Raw genomic sequence first — 23,037 nt, 5'->3', positions numbered from 1 at the left:
GGATTCCGCCACATGAACACGCCGTCCTCTCGCGCTGACCGGACAGCCGCTCTTCCCGAACGACTGCGCGAGGCGCTCGCCCGGCGGCTGGCCGGCCAGGGCGGGACCGCCACGGGCACCGCCGCGCCACTGGTCCCGGCGGTGTCCCGAGACGGCGATCTGCGGCTCTCCTTCGGCCAGCAACGTCTGTGGTTCCTGGAGGACTTCGCGCCCGGCGGCGCCGACTACCACTCGGCACTGCCCGTGCGGATCAGCGGCCCCCTCGACGCGGAGGCGCTGCGCGGCGCCGTCCGGGACCTGGTCGCCCGTCACGAAGCGCTGCGGACGACGTTCGACGCCCGGGAACGTCGAGGACACGGAAGAGGTGCTGAACAGCGCGGCCCTGCAAGCGCAGCACGCCCTCGACCTGCCCGGCGGCACCCTGGTGAAGGGTGTCCTGTTCCGCTTCGGTGACGGCACCGCGCCCCGGCTGTTCCTCGCCGTCCACCACATCGTCATGGACGGGGTGTCGTGGCGGATCGTCCTGGAGGACCTGTCCACCGCGTACACGCAGCTCGCCGACGGACGCCCGGCCGACCTGGGCCACCGGACCAGCAGCTACCAGCAGTGGGCGGACCGCCTGACCGCGCACGTCCGCTCCGGCGCCCTCGACCACGAGCTCGACCACTGGCGCTCGGTCGACCCCGGCGGGGCACCCGCGCTGCCCGTGGACCACCCCGGCGGCCGCAATGTGACCGCCGCCGAGCAGAGCGTCGAGGTGCGCCTCGGCCGCGAGGAGACCGGGGCGTTGCTGCACCGCCTCCCGTCGGTGTACCGCACGCAGATCAACGACGTGCTCGTCACGGCGCTCGGTCGCGTCCTGGCCGACTGGACGGGTGCCAGCCGACTGGTCCTGGGACTGGAGGGGCACGGCCGCGAGGAACTGTTCGACGACCTGGACCTGTCGCGTACGGTCGGCTGGTTCACCACCCACTTCCCCGTCGCCCTGACGCTTCCCTCCGGGCGCGACTGGGGCGAGACGCTCAAGTCCGTCAAGGAGCAGCTGCGGGCGGTGCCGGGCCGCGGCCTCGGCTACGACGCGCTCCGCTTCCTGTCCCTGCCGGGCACGCCGGGCCACGAACTGCGCGCGGACCGGCTCCCGCCCATCAGTTTCAACTACCTCGGTCAGTGGGACGGCACGACCGCGCGCGACGGGCTGGTCCGCGACCGGCTGCCCGCCCTCGGCCACGACCACGCGGCGGACGAGCCCCGCCCGTACCTCCTCGATGTCGTCGGCATGGTCGAGGACGGCAGCCTCGGCTTCACCTGGATCTTCTCCGGTGAGGTCTTCGACCGGTCGACGGTGGAGCGTGTGGCCGGTGAGCACATGGCCGCGCTGCGTGCCCTGGTGGAGCACTGCCAGGACCCGGCGAGTGGCGGCGCGACCCCGTCGGACTTCCCGCTCGCCGGTCTCGACCAGGCGGCCGTGGACCGGATCGCCGGCGACGGCCGGGACGTCGAGGACGTCTTCCCGCTCACCCCCATGCAGAGCGGCATGCTCTTCCACACGCTCGCCGAGCCCGGGTCCGGCGCCTACTTCGAGCAGATGAGCTTCGCCCTCGACGGTGTCACCGACCCCGTCCTGCTGGAGCGGGCCTGGCGGCACGTCACGGACCACCTGGAGATCCTGCGCGGTGCCGTCGTGTGGGAGGGCGTGGACCGCCCGCTGATGGTGGTGCGCCGGCACGTGGACACACCGATCGTCCATCTCGACTGGCGCGGACTGGGCTCCGCCGAGCAGGACGAGGCGCTGGAGCGGTATCTGGCGGACGACCGGGAACGCGGCATCGACCTGTCGATCGCCCCGCTGGCGCGGATCGCCCTCGCGCGTACCTCGGACACGTCCGTACGGGTGGTGCGCACCTCCCACCACGTGCTGCTGGACGGCTGGAGCACGTTCCAGATGCTCGACGATCTGACCACCGCGTACCGGGCGCTGGCCGCCGGCGAGGAACCGCTGCTGCCCGTGCGGCGCCCGTTCAGCGCATACGTGGAGTGGCTGGAGGGCCAGGACCTGTCCGATGCGGAGGCCTACTGGCGGACGCTGCTGGACGGGTTCACCGAACCCACGGCACTGCCGTACGACCGGCGTCCCGCCGCGAGCCACCGTGCGCAGTCCACGGAGCGGATGGTGACGCGGCTCCCCGCGGACGTCTCGCGACACCTGTACGCGTTCGCCCGGAGTCATCGGCTCACCGTCAACGCGGTGGTGCAGGGCGCCTGGGCGCTGCTGCTGTCCCGGTACGCCGGGGAGCGGGACGTCGTGTTCGGCGCCACCGTGTCGGGTCGCCCGGCCGATCTGCCGGGTGTCGACTCCATGGTGGGCATGCTCATCAACACCCTGCCGGTGCGCGTGTCCGTCGACGGTGACGCGCCGGTCAGCGAGTGGCTGGCCCGCGTCCAGCAGGCCCAGGTCGAGGCGCGCCAGTACGAGTACGTGCCGCTGCCGCGGATCCAGGGATGGAGCCGTGTCGAGCGCGGCACGAACCTCTTCGAGAGCCTGGTGGCGTTCGAGAACTTCCCCGTGGACGGCGACACCGGCCCCTCCGACGGCGTGCGGCTGCACGGCCTGGAGGGTGCCGATGTCACCAACTTCCCGCTGAACCTGATCGCCTACGCGGGAGACGAGCTGGCGTACGCCCTCGCCTATGACCCCGACCTGTTCGACGCCGACACGGTCGAGCGGATGGCCGCGCATCTGGACGCCCTGCTCACCGGCATGGTGGACGACCCCGGTCTGCCGGTCTCCGCGCTGCCGATGCTCGCCCCGGGTGAGCGGGAGCGGCTGGTGCACGACTGGGGGGTGACGCCGGGCGTCGCGCCCTGGGACGGCACGATCCACGACCAGGTCACCGCACGCGCCGCGGCCACACCGGACGCGGTGGCCGTCTCCTGCGCGGGCGAGCACATGACCTACCGCGAACTGGACGAGGCCGCCAACCGCCTCGCCCACCACCTTGTCTCGCTAGGAGCCGGGCCCGGACACCTGGTCGCCCTGTCCGTCGAACGCGGCACCGAGATGGCCGTGGGCCTGCTCGGCATCCTCAAGTCCGGTGCCGCCTACGTCCCCCTGGACCCCGCCTACCCGGCCGACCGACTGGCCTACATGCTCGAAGACTCCCAGGCCACCATCCTGGTCACGCACCGCGGACTGAACAGCGGCCTGCCGGCCGACGGCATCCGCATCGTCGACGTGGACGCGGACCAGGAAGTCATCGCCACCCGGCCTCCCACGGCTCCGGCAACCGGGGTCTCCGCGAGCGACCTGGCGTACGTGATCTACACGTCCGGGTCGACCGGCCGCCCGAAGGGCGTGGCCATCGAGCACCACAACGTCCTGCACCTGATGGCCAACTCCCAAGACCTGTACGGATTCAGGCCGGACGACGTGTGGACGGTGTTCCACTCCTACGCCTTCGACTTCTCCGTCTGGGAACTGTGGGGCGCCCTCATGACCGGCGGCCGAGCCGTGATCGTCCCCCACGACACGGCACGCAACCCCGAGGCGATGTGGAGCCTGCTCCGCGACGAGCGCGTCACCGTCCTCGACCAGACGCCGTCCATGTTCCGCGAACTGGTCGAGCAGGCCGCACAGTCCTCCGCGCCCGCTCTGCCGGATCTCCGCTGGGTGATCTTCGGTGGTGAGGCACTCGAACCCAAGCACGTACGGACCTGGTTCGAGCAGTACGCCATCCCCACAACCCGCCTGGTCAACATGTACGGCATCACCGAGACCACCGTCCATGTCACCTACCAGGACATCACCGCCCACCACCTCACCGCCGCACAGCGTCTCCCCGCAGGCCGCCCCCTGCCCGGATACCGCCTCTACCTCCTCGACGAACACGGCCAACCCGTCCCCACCGGCGTCCCAGGCGAAATCCACGTCGTCGGCGGCGGACTCGCCCGCGGCTACCTCAACCGCCCCACCCTCACCGCCGAACGATTCCCTCTCAACCCCCACGGCCACCCCGGCGAACGCATGTACCGCTCCGGCGACATCGCCCGCTGGCGCACCGACGGCACCCTCGAACACCTCGGCCGCGCCGACGACCAAGTCAAAATCCGCGGCTTCCGCATCGAACTCGGCGAAATCGAAACCGCACTCCTCACCCACCCCCACATCCACGAAACCGTCGTCACCACCCACGAAAACACCGACGGCCACCGCAGACTCACCGCCTACACCGTCACCACCACCCACACCGAACTACCCATCGCCGAACTCCGCACCCACCTCGCCCAGACACTCCCCGACTACATGATCCCGGCCACCTTCATCCCCCTCGACAAACTCCCCCTCACCCCCAGCGGCAAAGTCGACCGCCGCGCACTCCCCGATCCCGGCACGAGGACGGAACAGGTCGCCACCGCCTACGAAGCACCCCACAACGAGACCCAGGAGGCCCTCGCCGCGATCTGGGCCGATGTCCTCGGCGTGGAGAAGGTCGGCATCCACGACAACTTCTTCGAACTCGGCGGCGACTCCATCCTCTCCATTCAGGTCATCTCCCAGGCCCGCCGGGCCGACCTCCACCTGACCTCCAAGCTGATGTTCGTCCACCAGACCATCGCCGAGCTGGCGTCCGCCGTGGAGCGTGCGGGAGCCGATGCCGGGGTCGCCGGGGACGAGGCGCCCGAGGGGTCGGGCCGGGTCGAACTGACGCCCGTGCAGCGTTGGTTCCTGGCCGAGCACCCGTCGGATCCCGACCACTACGCGATGTCGGTCCACCTGTCGTTGGCCCCGGACACGGACCCCGTCGTGCTGGGGCGTGCCCTCGAAGCCGTGGTGGACCACCACGACGCCCTGCGCATGCGGTACGCGGTGGACGACGCGGACGGCTGGGTCCAGGAGTACGGCGAGCGCCTCGAAGGGCTGCTCGGTGTCCGGGACCTGACGGCCGTGAAGGACATCGAGCAGGCACTGGACGACGCCGCGCTGGAGGCGCAGCAGGCGCTGGACCTCCGTTCGGGCACCGTGGTGCGGGGTGTCTTCCTGCGCATGCCGGACGTGGCACCTCCCCGCTTGTTCCTGGCCGTGCACCACATGGTGATGGACGGGGTGTCGTGGCGGATCGTCCTGGAGGACCTGGCCGCCGCGTACCAGGAGCTCGCCGCGGGTCGCCCGGCCGCGCTGGGCGCCAAGTCGATCAGCTACCGGACGTGGTCGCGACGGCTGGCCGAACTGGTGCGCTCCGGTGGCCTCGACCACGAGACGGCGTACTGGCGCAAGGCTGTGTCCGCCTCCGTGGAGATCCCGTGCGACGGGCCGGCGGCGAGCACGTACGGCGAGGTCGCCGTCGAGTCGTCGACGCTGGACCGGTCCGTGACCGAGGCGCTGCTGCAGCGCGTGCCCGGCGCGTTCCGCACCCGGATCAACGACGTGCTGCTGACCGCGCTGGGCCGTGTCCTGCGGGACTGGGCCGGCGCGCCGGTGACGATCGCCCTCGAAGGTCACGGCCGCGAGGAGCTGTTCGACGATGTGGACCTGTCCCGCACGGTCGGCTGGTTCACCACCATCTATCCCGTCACCCTCGACGTGGCCGACGGCCCGTGGGAGACGGCGCTGAAGGCCATCAAGAAGACCCTGCGCAGGCTGCCCGGGCGTGGGCTCGGTTTCGGAGCCCTGCGCTACCTGTCCGAACCGGGCAGCGCCGCGCACACCGCCCTGGCCGCCGCCCCGCACCCGAAGATCAGCTTCAACTATCTGGGCCAGTGGGACGGCACGGCCGACGGCGACGGGCTGATCCGGGGGCGGCTTGACGCACTCGGCGCCGACCAGGCACCCGGCGGGCGCCGCCCGCACCTGATCGACATCGTCGCCGCCGTCAGCGACGGCGAGTTGCGCGTCGACTGGCTGTACGCGCCGTCCGCGCACTCCCCCGCCACCGTCCGCGCGCTCGCGGACGACTTCGCCACCGCCCTGCGGCAGATCGCCGCCGCGGCCGGTAACTGACTACACATCGAAAGGCTTTGCTGTGGCTCGTTATGTCCTGAGTGATGAGGAGAAGGACCAGGTGGCCGCGGTCGCGGACGAGTTCCTGGCCGCCCGCCCGGTCTGGGCGCCGCTGGAGTACGCGGACCGTGTCCGTACCGAGGCGGAGCGGCTCCCCGTGGGAGTGCGTCGGTTCCTCGTCTCCTCCCGCGCCGCCGAGGACGCCGTGATCGTGCTGGGAAACCTGCCCGTCGACGAGGACCTCGTCCCCACGCCGCCCAGTTGGCAGGTCGCGGAGAAGGAGGAGTCCGCGATCCGCGAGGAGCTGGTGCTGATGCTCGTCGGCTCCGTGCTCGGCGAGCCGTTCGGCTGGGTCAACCAGCAGAACGGACGCCTCGTCCATGACGTCTGCCCGTCCAGGGGGCAGGAGAACTCGCTGACGAGCGCGAGCAGCCGGCAGCAGCTCACCCTGCACACGGAGGACGTCTTCCACTCCTGCCGCGGCGACTACGTGGCTCTGATGTGTCTGCGCAACCCCGATGCGGTGGGCACGACGGTGGCGCTGGTGGAGTCGGTGGACTTCCCCGAGCCGGTGCGGCGGGTGCTGCACCAGGACCGCTTCCGGTTCTTCCCGGACGACTCCCACCACGTGGTGCCGCAGCACACCACGGAGAACCCCTCGGCGCTCGAGGACCGCCCGCACGAGGTGGCGTCGGTGCTCTTCGGCCCCGAGGAGTCGCCGTACCTGCGGATCGACGCGGACTTCACCGAGGCGATGCCCGGCGACACGGAGGCCGAGGCCGCCCTGGAGACGGCCGCCGAACTGCTCGCCGCCGCTGCGGAGCGGGTCGTCCTGAGCCCCGGCGACGCCGTGTTCGTCGACAACCACCGGGCCGTCCACGGCCGCGACACGTTCACCCCTCGCTACGACGGGACCGATCGCTGGCTCAAGCGCACCAGCCTCGTCCGCGATCTGCGGCGCACGTACGTGCGGACGAAGTCGCGTTCGCGTCTCCTCGGCTGATGAGGCCCGAGAAGTCGCGGCGGAGTGGCGGATTCACGCTGCTGTGGGTGAGTTCGGCGCTCGGCGAGTTCGCGTACAGCACGTCGCTGATCGTCCTGCCGCTGATCGTGCTGACGCTGACCGGTTCACCCTCGCAGGCGGGGATCATCGGATTCGTCGACGCGGCGGCGATGCTCCTGGCGGGGCTGCCCGCCGGAGCCGTCGCCGACCGGTACGACCGCCGGACCGTGATGCTGTGGTGCCAGGCAGCACTGGTCACCGTGTTCGGCGCGCTCGCCCTGCTGCTGTGGGCGGACGCCGTGTCGCTGCCGGCGTTGGTGCTCCTCGCCCTGGTCAACGGCGCGGCGACCGCCCTGACGATGGCGGCCGGGGAGGCGATGATCCCGAGCCTGGTGGCGGAGGAACGGCTCTCGGACGCGGTGGCGATGAACGGGGCACGCACCTACGCCGGCCAGCTCGCCGGCACGTCCGCCGGCGGGTTCCTGCTGACGGTGAAGAACGCCCTGCCGTTCGTCGCCGGCTGCCTGGCGCACCTCGTCGGGCTGGTCCTGCTGCTGTTCCTGAAGCGGCGGCCCCCGGCCGCCCGCACCCCGGCCGACCAGCCGGTGATCGGCGGGCGGGGGCTGTGGGAGGGGGTCCGCTGGATCACGTCCCACCCGTTCCTGCGCGTGGGCCTGGTCTGCGCGACGGCGACGAACTTCTTCTTCGGCACCATCTACTTCATCGTCATCGCCTCCGCGCAGACCAGCGGCATGGCCACCGGGCTGATCGGGGTGATGGCCGCGCTGCTCGGCGTCGGCGGCCTGCTGGGCGCCCTCGCCGCCCCCCTGCTTCAGCGCGCCCTGACCGGCGCCCGACCCATCCATGTCGTGCTGTGGGCGTTCGTCGTGCTGACGGCGGGGATCGCGACGCTGCCGGGCAGTTGGACCCCGGGGGTGCTGCTGGGGGCGATCGCCTTCGCGGCGCCGACGGCGAACGCGTACTTCACCACGTGGCAGCTGAAGCTCACACCGGACAGCCACCGGGGGCGGGTGGTGAGCGTCGCGGCCATCGCGAGCGGTGGCGGCGGCGCGATCGCCCCCCTGGCGGGCGGCGTCGTGCTGGACGTGGCGGGGCGGTTCGCCGGCCTGCTCGGCTGCGCCGCGGTGATGGCGGTCGTCGCCCTGCTGACCTCCCTGAGCCCGGCCCTGCGCCACGTACCCGAACTCCGGGTGGACGAGTCCGAACCGCCCGACACCGACCCGGCCGACACCGCCGACCCCGCCGACCCCGCCGACCCGGCATCGTCCGCCGCGGTCGCGGCCCGCGGCCCCTCCTCCCCCGTTCCATGACAGGCAGGCAGAGACATTCCCATGCCCCGTGATCTGGCCAACCCCGATCTCTACACCTCCGAGGCCCGCTTCACCATGTGGCAGGAGTACCTCCAGGCGGACGCGAAGGTCTGGAGCGATCCGGGCCTCTCCCCGTCCGGCTTCTGGTCGGTCTTCTCACACCGCGACGTCTCCTCCGTCCTCTCCCCCAAGGCCCCCTTCACGTCCGAGCACGGCATGATGATCGGCTTCGACGCCGAACACCCCGACAACTCCGGCGGCAGAATGCTGGTGGTGAGCGAGGGCGACTGGCACGCCACGCTGAAGCGGCTCATCGGGCCGTTCCTCTCGCGGCTGCGCGCCCCCGAACTCCAGTCGGTGCTGCACCGGGAGGTGCGGGACGTCATCGACCGGCTGCGCTCCGAGGACTCCACCGACATCGCCGTGAGCGTCGGCCCGCGGCTCCCCGCCGCCATCGTCTGCGAGGTCATCGGTGTGCCGCTGAGCGAGCGGGAACACCTGATCGACCTGACCAACCACGCCTTCGGTGGCGAGGAGAGCAGCTTCGACAGGATGACACCGGCCGAGGCGCACACGGAGATCCTCTTCTACTTCCACGAACTGATCGAGCGGCGTCGCCGGCAGCCCGGTTCCGACCTGGTCAGCGCCCTATTGGAGGACGGCCGGCTCAGTGTCGACGACGTGCTCGTCAACTGCGACAACGTGCTGATCGGCGGCAACGAGACCACGCGTCACTCGATCACCGGCGCCTTCCACGCCTTCCAGGCCTTCCCCGGCACTCTGGACGCGCTGCACGACGACCCGGACCTCGCCAAGCCCGCCGTGGAGGAGGTCGTCCGCTGGACGTCCCCGGCGGCGCACGTCCTGCGGGTGGCCACCGCGGACTGCGAGATCGGCGGCCAGGAGATCCTCAAGGGGCAGCCCGTCGTGGCGTGGCTGTCCGCCGCCAACCGCGACGAGCGGCTCTTCCCCGACCCGCACCGCTTCCTCCCGAACCGTGCTCCCAACCGGCACCTGGGGTTCGGCAACGGCCCCCACCACTGCCTCGGCGCCGCACTCGCCCGCCTCGAACTGCACGCCCTGCTCCGTGAGTTGGCCACCGAAGCGCGAGGGGTGGAACTGGCGGGAGACGTGCGCTGGATGCGTTCCAACCTGGTACAGGGCTACAGCGGCCTCGAGGTGACCATGGACTGGCGTTGACCCCGGACACCCCCCTGCTGAAGATCGGACTCTCACATGCCCCTGCCCCCGCCCTCGCCGTACCTGACCCGTCACACCCGGCCCGAACGCCCCGCACGCCGTCTGGTCTGCTTTCCCCACGCGGGCGGCGCGGCGAGCTTCTACCGCGACTGGGGGCAGTACGTGGACCCTTCGGTGGAGCTCCTGGCCGTCCAGTACCCGGGCCGCGAGAACCGGTTCCGCGAACCGCTGGTCCCGGCGATGGATCCGCTGGTGTCGGCCGTCGCCGGGGAGCTGCTGACTCTTCCGGCGCTGCCGACCGTGTTCTTCGGACACAGCATGGGCGCGGCCGTCGCGTACGAGACGCTTCTGCGCCTCGAACAGGCGGGGGCCGAGCACGTCACCCGACTGTGCGTCTCGGGCCGGTCCCCCGACGGTTCCGGAGGGCCCGCGGTGCGGACGGACGACGAGGTGGTCGCGGCGGTCAGGTCCCTGGGCGGCACGAACGCGGCCGTGTTCAACGACCCCGACCTGCGGGAGCTGCTCCTGCCCGCCATCAGCAACGACTACCGCCTGATCGACGACTACCGCCGCCGGACCGACGCGCCGGTGCTGCGGGCCGCCGTCCATGCCCTGACCGGTGACCGGGATCCGCAGGTCACCCCCGACGAGGCGGCAGGATGGCGTGCGGTCACCTCGGGTTCCTTCAGCCTCACCGTCCTGCGGGGCGACCACTTCTACCTCGTGCCGGCGGCCGAGGAGGTGGCCCGTATCGCCATGGAACCGGCACGGTCTCTTCCGGTTTAGCGGAATGCCCGAGGTCGGGACAGCGCGCATGGAAGTCGGGGGTGCGTCGGATGTCCTGAGGCCGGCCGGAAGCGGAACCTGGTCGTATGACGCGAAACCGGTCCGTACTCATCCTGCTGGTAGGGCTGCTGTTCTGCACGGGCATCGTGGGCTCCGGCACCCCGCCACCCCCAGAGACGCGCGCGGTGCGGGCCGCGGAGCGCGGCACCCACCCGCTGCGCACCACCGGCCCGCACGGCGACCTGGGCGATCTGCGGCCCCTGGGGCGCATGGTGGGCGACGCGCGGGTGGTGGGGCTCGGCGAAGCGACGCACAGCTCGCACGAGTTCTTCACGCTCAAGCACCGTGTGCTGCGCTATCTGGTGGAGCACAAGGGCTTCCGCACCTTCGCGCTGGAGACGAGCTGGAGCAGCGGCCTCCGGCTGGACGCGTACGTCCGGACCGGCGAGGGCGACCCGCGACGCATCATGCGGGAGGAGTTCCAGGACACGTACGCGTGGTGGAACACCGACGAGTACCTGGCTCTCATCGAGTGGATGCGCGCGTACAACGTCCGGCATCCGCGGGATCAACTGCGGTTCATGGGCGACGACTTCGCGTACGCGGGCCCGGAGCTCCACGACGAGGTGCTCCGGTACACGGCCCGGCACCTGCCCGACCTGCTGCCGCGTCTCACCGCGCTGTACCGGGGACTGCGGCCCACCACGTCGGCGGGCACCTACATGAAGACCTACCTGACCCGGCCCCTGGCCGAGCGCAGGGCGATGGCCGTCCGCGCGGAGACGGCCCTGTCCCTGCTCGCCCGCCGGCCGGTTCCCTCCTCAACGACGGAAGACGCCCACGCCTGGGCGGTCCAGCACGCGCGGGCGCTGGCACAGACCGCGCGCGGCTACGCGTTCGACTTCGACGATCCCGGGCAGCTGAGGAGGTCCATGGGCTACCGGGACGGCTTGATGGCGGACAACGTCGCCTGGTGGGCGGCCCGGACGGGCCACAAGGTGCTGCTGTCCGCGCACAACAGCCACATCGCCTACCGCACCTCCGACCCGCGGTACCCCCGCATGCAGGGCGCGTTCCTGCGGGACCGGCTGGGCAAGGACTACCTCAGCGTCGCCACGACCTTCGGCGAGGGATCCTTCAACGCGACGGACCCCGACGGCACGGCTCGCCTCCACACCGTGGGGGCCCCGCCGGCGAACAGCACCGAACGCTTCCTCAACCGGGTACGCCCCGGTGACTTCTTCCTGGACCTGCGCACCTCCCCGGCCCCGGCGCGCACCTGGCTGAGCACACCCCGGCCCACCCGCAGCATCGGCACGTCCTACCCAGAACGGCCTCACTGGATCGCCCTCGCGGACTCCCACGATGTCCTCTTCCACCTGCGCCACGTCACGACGGCCCGTCTGCTGTCACCTCCCAGCTGACGTTCCCCCCGGGGGTGGCCGTTGTCTCTCACTCCTCGTCGATCACCAGCCAACCGACCGGCGCCCGTAAGGCGGGCCCGGGAGCGGACAACTCCTTCGCCCTGTCGCGGATACTCGCGTCCATTGGTTCGGGCTCATGCCTGAGAACGAGAGGCCCTCATAGGTGAGGAACACGCGACGTCTTCGAGGCCGGCCCTCCGGTGCTCGTCGACCACGGCCCCGACTGCTAGGCCCCCGCCCTGCTATGGGCGCCGGGCAACCGGTGGCTGCTGTGGGGCTGGTCGTGGGAAGCCCGCGACGCTCCGTCGGAAACAGCGTCAAATGAGCGTCAGGACGGTTTCCCAGACGCCCCCATGGGCGAGGAGAACGCGTCCATCACCTCGCGAGACGTCCCACGAAGCCGCAGGTCAAACCCACTCCCCCGACACCAGGACACGTTCCACGTCGTGTATGTCGGGGAACACGTCGAGCGTACCCGGGCGCACCTGAGCAACCTAGGAAAACTGCAGGTCAAAGCCCCTTTGCAACGGGCTCCAGAATCGCCACGCACTCCACATGATGCGTCATCGGAAACAGATCAAACGCCCGCAGAGTCCGCACCCGATACCCCCCCTCCCGGAAGTACCCCAGATCCCGAGCCAGCGCAGCCGGATCGCAGGCCACGTAGGCGATGCGGCGCGCGCCCAGTGACGCGAGGTGCTCCACCGTCTTCTTGCCGGCGCCGGCGCGGGGCGGGTCCAGGACGATGAGGTCGACCTCGGTGATGCCGGTGCGGGGGAGGACGGACTCGACCTTGCCCTGTTCGACACGCACCCGGGGGAAGCCCGCCAGGTTGTGCCGCGCGTCCTCCACCGCCCGCTTGCCGGACTCGATGCCGAGGACCGCGCCGGTCTCGCCGAGGCGGTCGGCGAGGGCGCCGGCGAAGAGGCCGGCGCCGCAGTAGAGGTCGAGGGCCATCTCGCCCTTGCGGGGCAGGAGGCCCTGCATGACGGCCGTCACCAGGGTGTCCGCCGCCTTCGGGTGGACCTGCCAGAAGCCGCCGCTGCCGACGCGGTACGTACGGCCGTCGGCGCGCTCGCGGACGAACGCGCGGCCGTGGACGCGGTGGACGCCGCCGTCCTTCTCGTCGACGCGCATGACGGACGCGGGCCGGTCCAGCTCGACGAGCGGCAGCCGGGCGCCGGGGCGGGGCTCCAGGATGACCATGCGGTCCTGCGAGCCCGTCGCGGCGATCGCGTCGACGGAGGCCATGCCCGACCAGTCCCGGTCCTCGATGCCCAGCTCGCTGACGCCCTCGGCGGCGATCATGCAGTGGTCGACCGGCTCGACCTCGTGCGAGCGGTGGCGGCGCAGACCGGCGTTGCCGTCCGCGTCGACCGCGTACTGCATGCGCGTGCGCCACTGCGGGACCTGGCCCGCGGGCAGCTTGTCGCCCTCGGCCGGCATGACCGTGCCGTCCCAGCCGGCCTCCTCCGGGGTGAGGCCCGCGAGCCGCTGGAGCTGCTCGGCGATGACCTCGCCCTTCAGGCGGCGCTGCGCGCCCGGCTTGGCGTGCTGCCAGTCGCAGCCGCCGCACTTGCCGGGGCCCGCGAACGGGCACGGCGCCTCGACACGGTCCTTGGACGCGTCCAGGATCTCCACCGCGTCGGCCCGCAGGAAGCGCGCGCCCTCCTCGCCCTCGGTCACCCGCGCCACGATCCGCTCCCCCGGCAGCGTGTGCCGGACGAAGAGCACCTGGCCCTCGGCGGTACGGGCGATGCAGTGGCCGCCGTGGGCGACGGGGCCGACCTCGACCTCGTACTCCTCGCCCACCAGAGACTTCTTCTGTTCTGCCTGCATGGTGGGGTGACTCCAAGATCGGGGGGGGGGAGGGGCGCGGCGGACGAACCTGGGCCCGCGCGGACAACAGCCGACCAGTCTACGGGGTCCCAGGAGCCCCCACGGTCACTCCTTCGCCCCGGCCCCGTCCTTGTGCCGCTCGGCCGGTCCCCGCCGTACCGCGCCCGGCGCGCTCCAGTCCTGGCGCCTGCGGGCCCGGTCCCGGGCCACCTGGGAGGACTCCAGCTGGTAGGGCACCGAGGTGACCATCACACCGGGCGTGAACAGCAGCCGGCCCTTGAGCCGCAGCGCGCTCTGGTTGTGCAGCAGATGCTCGTACCAGTGACCCACCACGTACTCCGGGATGATCACCGACACCGCGTCGCGCGGGGACTCCTTGCGGAGGTTCTTGACGTACTCGATGATCGGCCGCGTGATCTCGCGGTACGGCGAGTCCAGCACCTTCAGCGGTACGTCGATCCCGCGCCGCTCCCACTCCGCGCGCAGCGCCTTGGTCTCCGCCGGGTCGACGTTGACGGTGAGCGCCTCCAGGGTGTCGGAGCGCATCAGCTTCGCGTAGGCCAGGGCGCGCAGCGTGGGGCGGTGGATCTTGGAGACCAGCACCAGGGAGTGCACCCGCGAGGGACGCAGGCTGTCGTCGGTGGGGCCGTCCACGGCGGAGATCTCGTCCGCGACCCGGTCGTAGTGCTTACGGATCGCGGTCATCGTCGCGTAGAAGATGCACATGCCCAGCAGCGCGACCCAGGCGCCGTGGGTGAACTTGGTGACCAGCACGACGACCAGCACCAGGCCGGTGAAGAAGGCGCCGAAGGTGTTGATCGCGCGGGCACGGATCATGCGGCTGCGCTCGGCCGGGTCCTTCTCGGCGGCCAGGTGCCGGTTCCAGTGCCGGACCATGCCGGTCTGGCTGAGCGTGAAGGACACGAACACACCGACGATGTAGAGCTGGATCAGCCGCGTCGAGTCGGCGCCGTAGATCACCACCAGCAGCATCGCCGTACCGGAGAGCAGCACGATGCCGTTGGAGAACGCCAGCCGGTCGCCTCGGGTGTGCAGCTGGCGGGGCAGGTAGCGGTCCTGCGCCAGGATCGAGCCGAGCAGCGGGAAGCCGTTGTACGCCGTGTTCGCCGCGAGGAAGAGGACCAGCGCGGTCGCGGCGGCGAGGACGATGAACAGGAAGCTGCCCTTGCCGAACACCGCCTCGGCGACCTGGGAGATCACCGGGTTCTGCACATAGCCGGAGCCGATGGGCACGCCGTGGCTCAGCAGGTCGCTGGCCGGGTGCTCGGCCATGCGGACCTTGGTGGTCATGGCGAGCGCGATGATGCCGCAGAACATGGTGACGGCGAGCAGGCCCATCATGGCGAGCGTGGTCGCCGCGTTCTTCGACTTGGGCTTGCGGAAGGCGGGGACGCCGTTGGAGATGGCCTCCACGCCGGTGAGCGCGGCACAGCCGGAGGAGAAGGCCCGTAGCAGCAGGAAGACCAGCGCGAAGCCCGCGAGGCCCTGGTGCTCGGCCCGGATGTGGAAGTCGGCCGTCGGCGCGCGCATCGTGTCCCCGAGGACCAGACCGCGGAAGGCGCCCCACGCGATCATGATGAAGACGCCGCCGACGAACACATAGGTCGGGATGGCGAAGAGCTTGCCCGACTCCTTCACCCCGCGCAGGTTCATCAGCGTCAGCAGGACGATCACGGCGCAGGCGCACAGCACCTTGTGCTCGACCACGAACGGGACGGCCGAGCCGAGGTTCTCGATGCCGGAGGCGATCGAGACGGCCACGGTGAGGACGTAGTCGACCAGCAGGGCGCTGGCGACGGTCAGCCCGGCGCGGGGGCCGAGGTTGGTGGTCGCCACCTCGTAGTCACCGCCACCGCTGGGGTAGGCGTGCACGTTCTGCCGGTAGGAGGCGACCACCGTGAACATGAGCACGACGACCGCGACGGCGATCCAGGGGCTGAAGTGATACGCCGACACACCCGCGATGGAGAGGACCAGCAGAACCTCCCCCGGCGCGTAGGCGACGGAGGACAGCGGGTCGGAGGCGAAGACGGGGAGGGCGATGCGCTTCGGCAGGAACGTCTCGCCCAGCCGGTCACTGCGCAGAGCGCGCCCGATCAGAATCCGTTTGGGCACGTCGGTCAGTTTGGACACGAGAGAGGATCGTAAGGCTTCGAACAGGCGGGCGCGCAACCGGCGGCCACGTTCTGCCTCACGAGTGAAATCGGGGGCGCCCGGAAGTGGGGTGTGCCGGGTGCGCGCGCCCCCGTGCCTAGATGACAGCTCCGGCCCGTCGTCGCACTTCGGAGGTCCCATGCCCGCCGCCGCCGAGCTGCTCGGGGCCGTGCTCGCCCTGGCCGGCCTCGCCGTCCTCACCGGATGCAGCGTGCGCAGCATCACTCGGCGCCGGACGCCGGGGGTGACCGCGGTCACGGAGCAGCGCAGATGAACGCCCTCACGCCGGGTTGACCGGGGGCGGGACGACGCACGCGTGTGCAGCTTTGGGCCCGGGTCTGAGACCCTGATGCCGAGCAGCAACTTTTGGACACCGGAAGGACGGTCGTGCACATCGTCATCATGGGCTGCGGCAGAGTGGGTTCCGCTCTCGCCCAGACCCTGGAGCAACAGGGACACACGGTCGCCGTGATCGACCGGGACCCCACCGCCTTCCGCAGGCTCGGACCGGGGTTCGGCGGCCGCCGGGTCACCGGTGTGGGCTTCGACCAGGACACCCTGCGCGAGGCGGGCATCGAGGAGGCGGGCGCCTTCGCCGCGGTCTCCAGCGGTGACAACTCCAACATCATCTCCGCCCGGGTGGCCCGCGAGATGTTCGGCGTGGAGAACGTGGCCGCCCGGATCTACGACCCCCGCCGTGCCGAGGTGTACCAGCGCCTGGGCATCCCGACCGTCGCCACGGTCCGCTGGACCGCCGACCAGATGCTGCGCCGGCTGCTGCCCTCGGGCGCGGAGCCGCTGTGGCGTGATCCCACCGGCGGGGTCCAGCTCGCCGAGGTGCACGCCTCCGCGAAGTGGGTCGGCCACAAGATCAGCAAGCTCCAGGAGGAGACGGGCGTCCGCGTGGCGTTCCTGACCCGGCTGGGCGAGGCCGTGCTGCCCACCTCGCAGACGGTCCTCCAGGAGGGCGACCTGGTGCACGTGATGATGCGCACGGACGAGGTCCAGAAGGTCGAGGCCGCGTTCGCCGACGGCCCCGAAGAGGAGGCCGGTCACTGATGAGGGTCGCCATTGCCGGAGCCGGCGCGGTCGGCCGCTCGATCGCGGCGGAACTGCTGGAGAACGGCCACGAGGTCCTGCTGATCGACAAGGCGCCCACCGCCATCTCGGTGGAGCGGGTGCCGCAGGCGGAGTGGCTGCTGGCCGACGCCTGTGAGATCACCGCCCTGGACGAGGCCGCGCTCCAGCGCTGCAACGTCGTGATCGCCGCGACCGGCGACGACAAGGTCAACCTGGTCGTCTCGCTGCTCGCCAAGACGGAGTACGGCGTCCCGCGCGTCGTCGCCCGGGTGAACAACCCCAAGAACGAGTGGCTGTTCAACGAGTCCTGGGGCGTGGACGTGGCCGTCTCCACCCCGCGTCTGATGTCCGCCCTGGTCGAGGAGGCGGTGAGCGTCGGCGATCTGGTCCGGCTGCTGCGCTTCAGCCACGGCGACGCCAACCTGGTCGAGCTGACCCTGCCGGAGGAGTCGGCGCTGGCCGGCACCCAGGTCGGGGACGTGGAGTGGCCCGAGGACACCAGCCTGGTCACCATCATCCGCGGCACCCGCGTGCTGACGCCGTCCAAGGAGGATTCCCTGGAGGCGGGCGACGAGCTCCTCTTCGTGGCCGCACAGGCCCGCGAGGAGCAGCTGGAGGACCTGCTGTCGGTCCGCCGCGACAGCGCCTGAGGCGGTACGTGAAGAGGGCGCCCCCGGATCTCTCCGGGGGCGCCCTCTTCGTCGTGAGCACTCAGCCCCTGCGGCGCCGTCCCGCTGCGGGCTCGTCGGCCTCGGCCACGTTCCCCGCACGCGCGGCCTTCTCCGCCTCCTCCGCCTTCTCGGCGGCCTCCATCTCGGCGAACACGTCGATCGGCGGCGGCGCCTTGGCGAGGAAGACCCAGGTGAGCCAGACCGCCAGCAGGAAGGGCGGGATCTTCAGGATGACGAGAATCCAGCCGAGCTGGGTGGTGTCGGCCCACCAGTAGAGCGGGAAGAGGATCGCGCACTTGGCGAGCAGGATCAGGCCCCAGGCCCAACTGGCCTTGGTGTACGCCTTCTTGCGGCCGGGGTTGCGGGTGCGCCAGGAGAGGTTCTCCTTGAACACCGGCCCCAGCATCAGACCGATCAGCGGCACCCCGGCGAGCGTCGTGATGATGTACGCCAGCGCCAGGCCCAGGGTGTAGAGCATGCCGGGCAGGTAGAAGTCCTTGGCGTTGCCGGTGAACATGGCGAACACGACGCCGAAGGCCACCCCGAAGACACCGCTGAAGGCGTGCTTGACGGTGTCCTTGCGCAGCAGCCGGACCACCAGCATGACCACCGAGACCGCCAGCGCGGCGATCGCGGAGACGTGCAGGTCCTTGTTGATCGTGAAGATCGTGACGAAGATCAGGCCGGGCAGCACCGTCTCGACCATGCCGCGGACGCCGCCGAACGCCTCGAACAGCGCGGCCTCGGTGACCGCCCGGGAGTCGTGGACCTGGCCGCCGTCCTCGCGGCCGCCGTCCGGCGGGCTCTGTCCGGCGTCTTGGGTCGGCTTGTCGAGGGACGTCACCGGCTACTCCCGTCCGAGGGGTCGCAGTTCGTATTTCGGGTTGAACAGCACGCGGCGGCCCCGGCTCATCGAGATCCGGCCCGATGCGATCAGCTTGCGGCCCGGTTCTATGCCCGTGATGGAGCGCCGGCCGAGCCACACCACGTCCAGCGCGGCGGTGCCGTCGAACAACTCCGCCTCCAGCGCCGGGACTCCCGCCCGCGGCCGCAGGGTGACCGTGCGCAAGGTACCAGTTACCGTGACGATCTGCCGGTCGTGACAGTCGCCGATCCGGGTGCAGCCCGCGGTCTCGGTGTCCTCCCGCAGCTCCTCCGACTCCAGGTCCTCCTGCGAGGTGGAGAGCCGGTCCAGCATGCGGCGGAACCGGCCTGCCGGCTTTTCGGATCGAGGAACGCCACTCATATCTGAAGCGTACCGGGGTGTGACCCCGAGGCCGTACTCCAGAGGGCCCCGGTCGAACACCGGTTCACTTCTCGAAGCGGTAGCCCATGCCGGGCTCGGTGATGAAGTGCCGGGGGTGGGCCGGGTCCGCCTCCAGCTTGCGGCGGAGCTGGGCCATGTAGACCCGCAGATAGTTGGTCTCGGTGCCGTAGGAGGGCCCCCAGACCTCGCGCAGCAGCTGTTTCTGGCCGACCAGCCGGCCGGTGTTGCGGACCAGCACCTCCAGCAGATGCCACTCGGTCGGGGTGAGCCGTACGTCCTTACCGCCCCGGTCGACCTTCTTGGCGGCCAGGTCGACGGTGAAGCCCTCCGTCTCCACGGTGGTCAGCTCGTCCTCGCCCGGCCCGACCGGCTCGGCCCGGCGCACGGCGGCCCGCAGCCGGGCCAGCAGTTCGTCCATGCCGAAGGGCTTGGTGACGTAGTCGTCGGCGCCCGCGTCCAGCGCCTCGACCTTCTCGTCGGAGGAGTGGCGGGCGGACAGCACCAGGATCGGCACCCGGGTCCAGCCGCGCAGCCCGCGGATCACCTCCACGCCGTCCATGTCGGGCAGGCCGAGGTCCAGCACGATCACGTCGGGGTGGCGGGAGGCGGCGAGCTGGAGCGCGGTGCGGCCGTCGGGGGCCGAGTCGACGTCGTACGAGCGCGCCCTGAGGTTGATCACGAGGGCCCGCACGATCTGCGGTTCGTCGTCGACCACCAGCACCCTGGTCATTGCGGCTGCCTTTCCTGTTCTGCGGTGTCCTCCCCCGCGTGGAGCGGGCCGGGCCGGGCGGCGCGGAGGCTGAGCACCATGGTGAGTCCGCCGCCCGGGGTGTCCTCGGCGGTCAGGGTGCCGTCCATGGCCTCGGCGAAGCCCCGGGCCACCGCGAGGCCGAGTCCGACCCCGGCGCCGCGCGGGGCGTCGCCGTACCGCTGGAACGGCTCGAAGATACGGTCCTTCGCCTCGTCCGGCACGCCGGGCCCCCGGTCCACCACCCGCACCTCGACCCGGTCGACCAGGGCGCTGGCGGAGACGGTGACGCGCCGGCCGGGCGGGCTGTACTTGACGGCGTTCTCCACCAGGTTGGCGACCGAGCGCTCCAGCAGGCCGGGGTCGACGGCGACCATGGGCAGCGTCTCGGGCACGTCCAGGGCGACGCTGTCCTCGGGGACGCCGACCAGCGCCATCGGCACCACCTCGTCCACGTCGATCTCGCGGATCAGCGGGGTGACGGTGCCGGTCTGGAGGCGGGACATGTCGAGCAGGTTGCCCACCAGGTGGTCGAGCCGGTCGGCGCCCTCCTCGATGCCCTCCAGCAGCTCGGCCCGGTCCTCCTCGGACCAGGCCACGTCGTCCGAGCGCAGGGAGGAGACGGCGGCCTTGATCCCGGCGAGCGGGGTGCGCAGGTCGTGGCTGACGGCGGCGAGCAGGGCGGTGCGGATGCGGTTGCCCTCGGCGAGCGCGCCCGCCCGGTCGGCCTCGGCCTTCAGACGGCGCCGGTCGAGCACGACGGCGGCCTGCGCGGCGAACGCGGCCAGCACCCGGCGGTCCTCGGCGGGCAGCACCCGGCCGGTGAGCGCGAGCGCCATGTGGTCGCCGACCGGCATGTCCACGTCGGCGTCCTCGGGCCGCTCCAGCGGGGGTCCGACCCCGGCGCGGCCGGCGCAGGTCCAGGGCTCCACGTCGCCCGCGCGCTCCAGCAGGGCGGCGGACTCCATGGCGAAGGTCTCCCGGACGCGTTCCAGCAGCGCCTCCAGGCTGGTCTCGCCGCGCAGGACGTTGCCCGCGAGGAAGGAGAGGATCTCCGACTCCGCCCGCAGCCGGGACGCCTGGTGGGTGCGGCGGGCGGCGAGGTCGACCACGGAGGCGACCGCCATGCCGACACCGAAGAAGATCGCGATGGCGACGATGTTGCGCGGGTCGGAGACGGTCAGGCGGTGCAGGGGCGGGGTGTAGAAGAAGTTCAGCAGCAGGGAGCCGAACGCGGCCGAGGCGAGCGCGGGCAGCAGTCCGCCGAGCAGGGCGGCGGCCACCGTGATCGCCAGGAACAGCAGCATGTCGTTGGCGAGGCCGAGGTCCACCGTGTTGAGCAGCAGCGCCAGCAGGGCCGGGCCCGCGAGCGCGGTCACCCAGCCCGCGACCACCCGGCCCCGGCCGAGCCGCGAGCCGCGCGCCACGGGCAGTCCGCGCCCCTTGGCGACCTCCCCGTGGGTGACGATGTGCACGTCGAGGTCGGGTCCGGACTCACGTGCGACGGTGGCGCCGACGCCGGGTCCGAAGACGTACTGCCACGCCTTGCGGCGCGAGGAGCCGAGCACGATCTGGGTGGCGTTGACGCCGCGCGCGAAGGCCAGCAGGGCGGCGGGTATGTCGTCGCCGACCACGTGGTGGAAGGTGCCGCCGAGGTCCTCCACCAGGGTGCGCTGAAGGGCGAGTTCCTTCGGGGAGGCGGCGGTGAGGCCGTCGCTGCGGGCTATGTAGACCGCCAGCACCTCGCCGCCGGCGCCCTTCTCGGCGAGCCGGGCGGCGCGGCGGATCAGGGTGCGCCCCTCGGGTCCGCCGGTCAGGCCGACGACGATGCGCTCGCGGGAGCCCCAGATCCGGGAGACCCGGTGCTCGCTGCGGTAGGCGTTCAGATGCTCGTCGACCCGGTCGGCCACCCACAGCAGCGCCAGCTCGCGCAGGGCGGTGAGGTTGCCGGGGCGGAAGTAGTTGGACAGGGCCGCGTCGACCTTGTCGGGCTGGTAGACGTTGCCGTGCGCCATGCGGCGGCGCAGGGCCTGCGGGGACATGTCGACCAGCTCGATCTGGTCGGCCCGGCGCACCACCTCGTCCGGCACCGTCTCGCGCTGGCGGACCCCGGTGATCGACTCGACCACGTCGCCGAGGGACTCCAGGTGCTGGATGTTGACGGTGGAGACGACGTCGGTCCCGGCGGCGAGGAGTTCCTCCACGTCCTGCCAGCGCTTGGCGTTGCGGGAGCCGGGGACGTTGGTGTGCGCGAGTTCGTCCACCAGGGCGACGGCGGGCGCCCGGCGCAGTACGGCGTCGACGTCCATCTCCTCGAAGGAGCCGCCCCGGTGCTCCAGCCGGCGGCGCGGCACCTGCTCCAGGCCGTGCAGCAGCGTCTCGGTGCGCGGGCGGCCGTGGTGCTCGACGTACGCCACCACGCAGTCGGTACCCCGCTCCAGCCGGCGGTGCGCCTCGGCGAGCATGGCGTAGGTCTTGCCCACGCCCGGTGCCGCGCCGAGGTAGATCCGAAGCTTGCCGCGTGCCATGGCCCCATTGTCTTTCCGGTGACTGCCGTCTGCGCCGGGTCGACCTTACGGCGGGCGGTGCGGACAAAGCGGACGGGGGGCCGCGCGACGGGACGCTTTGACGCAACCCTGACGCCTCGGGCGCACGTACGCGCGCAGGGCCGTACCCCCGGGGGTACGGCCCTGCGCGGATGTCTCTCGGCTCAGCGGACCACAGTGCCCAGCGAACCCAGGTGCTCAGCGAACCCAGGTGCTCAGCGGACCTCGGTGATCTCCGGGCCGCGCTGGAGCTGGCCCATGCCGCCGGAGAAGCGGGAGCCCTCCTCCTCCTGCTGCTGGACGCCCTCGGGGACCATCTGGGCGTCGTTGGGCAGCTTGAGGACGATCGGGTCGCGGGGCGCCATCGGGCCCTCGCCCCGCACCACGACGGTGTCCCGGAAGATCTGCTCCAGCAGCCCGGCCGCCTGCGGCTGCACCGCGCCCTGGCCGGAGATCACACCGCGCAGGAACCAGCGCGGGCCGTCCACGCCGATGAACCGCACGACCTGGAAGCCGCCCGTGCCGTCGGGCAGCTGCACCGGCACCTGGGCCCGCAGCTCCCAGCCGAGGGGGCCCTCGACCTCGTCGACGATGCCGCCCTGCTGGGTGATGCCGCCCGCGATCTCGTCGCGGACCTCGCCCCAGATGCCCTCGCGCTTGGGAGCGGCGAAGGCCTGGAGCTGGACCGCGCTGTCGCGCAGGACGACGGTGGCGGCGACGATCGCGTCACCGGCGACCTCGACCCGCAGTTCCATGCCGTCTACCCCGGGTACGAACAGACCGCCCAGGTCGACGCGGCCCTCGGCCGGGTCGCGCACCTCGGTGGAGTCCCAGGGTCCGTCGGGGCGCGGCTCGGGCTCGAGCCGTGCCCGCGTCTGCTGTTCCGCCTCGGTGCCGACGCTGTCGACGACCTGCTCGGTCTCGCCGGCCGCGTCCTCGGCGGCACCCTTCTTGTTGCGACGTCCGAACACG

The 23,037-nt window shown here is 71.5% G+C and carries 17 protein-coding genes; 10 read left to right on the top strand and 7 right to left on the bottom strand.

Annotated features, from left to right (window positions below; translation table 11 throughout):
* The first annotated feature begins 12 nt into the window (after window positions 1–12).
* The 7 genes from D0Z67_RS30435 (at window position 13) to D0Z67_RS22390 (ending at window position 11,739) form a co-directional block, all read left to right on the top strand.
* The gene (locus tag D0Z67_RS30435) at window positions 13–453 is read left to right on the top strand and encodes a condensation domain-containing protein (RefSeq protein ID WP_267974117.1); all 441 of its coding nucleotides are present in this window, start codon (window positions 13–15) and stop codon (window positions 451–453) included.
* Window positions 365–5,995 carry a non-ribosomal peptide synthetase gene (locus D0Z67_RS22415; protein ID WP_275938819.1) on the top strand — a complete coding sequence of 1,877 codons (5,631 nt, stop codon included), beginning with the start codon at window positions 365–367 and terminating at the stop codon, window positions 5,993–5,995. The genes D0Z67_RS30435 and D0Z67_RS22415 overlap by 89 nt, the downstream gene beginning before the upstream one ends.
* 22 nt (window positions 5,996–6,017) lie before the next feature.
* Window positions 6,018–6,998: a TauD/TfdA family dioxygenase gene (locus D0Z67_RS22410; protein WP_234312912.1), complete on the top strand. Its 981-nt coding sequence runs from the start codon at window positions 6,018–6,020 to the stop codon at window positions 6,996–6,998.
* Complete coding sequence (locus D0Z67_RS22405) at window positions 6,998–8,329, top strand: MFS transporter (protein ID WP_078873644.1); 1,332 nt, start codon at window positions 6,998–7,000, stop codon at window positions 8,327–8,329. The genes D0Z67_RS22410 and D0Z67_RS22405 overlap by 1 nt, the downstream gene beginning before the upstream one ends.
* A 21-nt stretch (window positions 8,330–8,350) precedes the next feature.
* The gene (locus D0Z67_RS22400) at window positions 8,351–9,529 is read left to right on the top strand and encodes a cytochrome P450 (RefSeq protein ID WP_031183429.1); all 1,179 of its coding nucleotides are present in this window, start codon (window positions 8,351–8,353) and stop codon (window positions 9,527–9,529) included.
* A gap of 36 nt (window positions 9,530–9,565) precedes the next feature.
* Window positions 9,566–10,315 (top strand): thioesterase II family protein, encoded by a 750-nt coding sequence (locus tag D0Z67_RS22395; protein ID WP_031183430.1) that lies wholly within the window; start codon window positions 9,566–9,568, stop codon window positions 10,313–10,315.
* 86 nt (window positions 10,316–10,401) lie between these two features.
* Complete coding sequence (locus D0Z67_RS22390; RefSeq protein ID WP_031183431.1) at window positions 10,402–11,739, top strand: erythromycin esterase family protein; 1,338 nt, start codon at window positions 10,402–10,404, stop codon at window positions 11,737–11,739.
* A gap of 510 nt (window positions 11,740–12,249) precedes the next feature.
* Here the strand turns inward: D0Z67_RS22390 and D0Z67_RS22385 are convergent.
* Entirely contained in the window at window positions 12,250–13,578 is a 1,329-nt protein-coding gene (locus D0Z67_RS22385) for a class I SAM-dependent RNA methyltransferase (protein ID WP_031183432.1), read from the bottom strand.
* 105 nt (window positions 13,579–13,683) lie between these two features.
* Window positions 13,684–15,732 (bottom strand): APC family permease, encoded by a 2,049-nt coding sequence (locus tag D0Z67_RS22380; RefSeq protein WP_031183433.1) that lies wholly within the window; start codon window positions 15,730–15,732, stop codon window positions 13,684–13,686.
* A 160-nt stretch (window positions 15,733–15,892) separates the two neighbouring features.
* Between D0Z67_RS22380 and D0Z67_RS30430 the strand changes: the two genes are divergently transcribed.
* The 3 genes from D0Z67_RS30430 to D0Z67_RS22370 all read left to right on the top strand — a co-directional run bounded on the left by D0Z67_RS30430 (window position 15,893) and on the right by D0Z67_RS22370 (window position 17,483).
* Entirely contained in the window at window positions 15,893–16,027 is a 135-nt protein-coding gene (locus D0Z67_RS30430; RefSeq protein ID WP_267974118.1) for a hypothetical protein, read from the top strand.
* A gap of 113 nt (window positions 16,028–16,140) precedes the next feature.
* Window positions 16,141–16,812, top strand: a complete 672-nt coding sequence (locus tag D0Z67_RS22375; RefSeq protein ID WP_031183434.1) for a potassium channel family protein — start codon at window positions 16,141–16,143, stop codon at window positions 16,810–16,812.
* Window positions 16,812–17,483, top strand: a complete 672-nt coding sequence (locus D0Z67_RS22370) for a potassium channel family protein (protein WP_030803048.1) — start codon at window positions 16,812–16,814, stop codon at window positions 17,481–17,483. Before D0Z67_RS22375 ends, D0Z67_RS22370 begins: the two co-directional genes overlap by 1 nt.
* 61 nt (window positions 17,484–17,544) lie before the next feature.
* On the opposite strand, the gene D0Z67_RS22365 is transcribed toward D0Z67_RS22370, so the two are convergent.
* The 5 genes from D0Z67_RS22365 to D0Z67_RS22345 all read right to left on the bottom strand — a co-directional run bounded on the left by D0Z67_RS22365 (window position 17,545) and on the right by D0Z67_RS22345 (window position 23,036).
* Window positions 17,545–18,348, bottom strand: a complete 804-nt coding sequence (locus tag D0Z67_RS22365; RefSeq protein WP_031183435.1) for a DUF3159 domain-containing protein — start codon at window positions 18,346–18,348, stop codon at window positions 17,545–17,547.
* A 3-nt stretch (window positions 18,349–18,351) separates the two neighbouring features.
* Window positions 18,352–18,750, bottom strand: coding sequence for an OB-fold nucleic acid binding domain-containing protein (locus D0Z67_RS22360; protein WP_078858303.1), 399 nt, complete (start codon window positions 18,748–18,750; stop codon window positions 18,352–18,354).
* Between the two features lie 64 nt (window positions 18,751–18,814).
* Window positions 18,815–19,501, bottom strand: coding sequence for a response regulator (locus D0Z67_RS22355; RefSeq protein ID WP_031183436.1), 687 nt, complete (start codon window positions 19,499–19,501; stop codon window positions 18,815–18,817).
* Window positions 19,498–22,047 carry a sensor histidine kinase gene (locus tag D0Z67_RS22350; RefSeq protein WP_031183437.1) on the bottom strand — a complete coding sequence of 850 codons (2,550 nt, stop codon included), beginning with the start codon at window positions 22,045–22,047 and terminating at the stop codon, window positions 19,498–19,500. The genes D0Z67_RS22355 and D0Z67_RS22350 overlap by 4 nt, the downstream gene beginning before the upstream one ends.
* 233 nt (window positions 22,048–22,280) lie before the next feature.
* Window positions 22,281–23,036, bottom strand: coding sequence for a DUF3710 domain-containing protein (locus D0Z67_RS22345; protein ID WP_031183438.1), 756 nt, complete (start codon window positions 23,034–23,036; stop codon window positions 22,281–22,283).
* Between the last annotated feature and the right edge of the window lies 1 nt (window position 23,037).

Source organism: Streptomyces seoulensis (genome assembly GCF_004328625.1).
In the GTDB taxonomy this organism is placed as follows: domain Bacteria; phylum Actinomycetota; class Actinomycetes; order Streptomycetales; family Streptomycetaceae; genus Streptomyces; species Streptomyces seoulensis.
The sequence above is the reverse complement of the archived record's forward strand: the minus strand, read 5'-3'. Positions and strand labels throughout refer to the sequence as shown.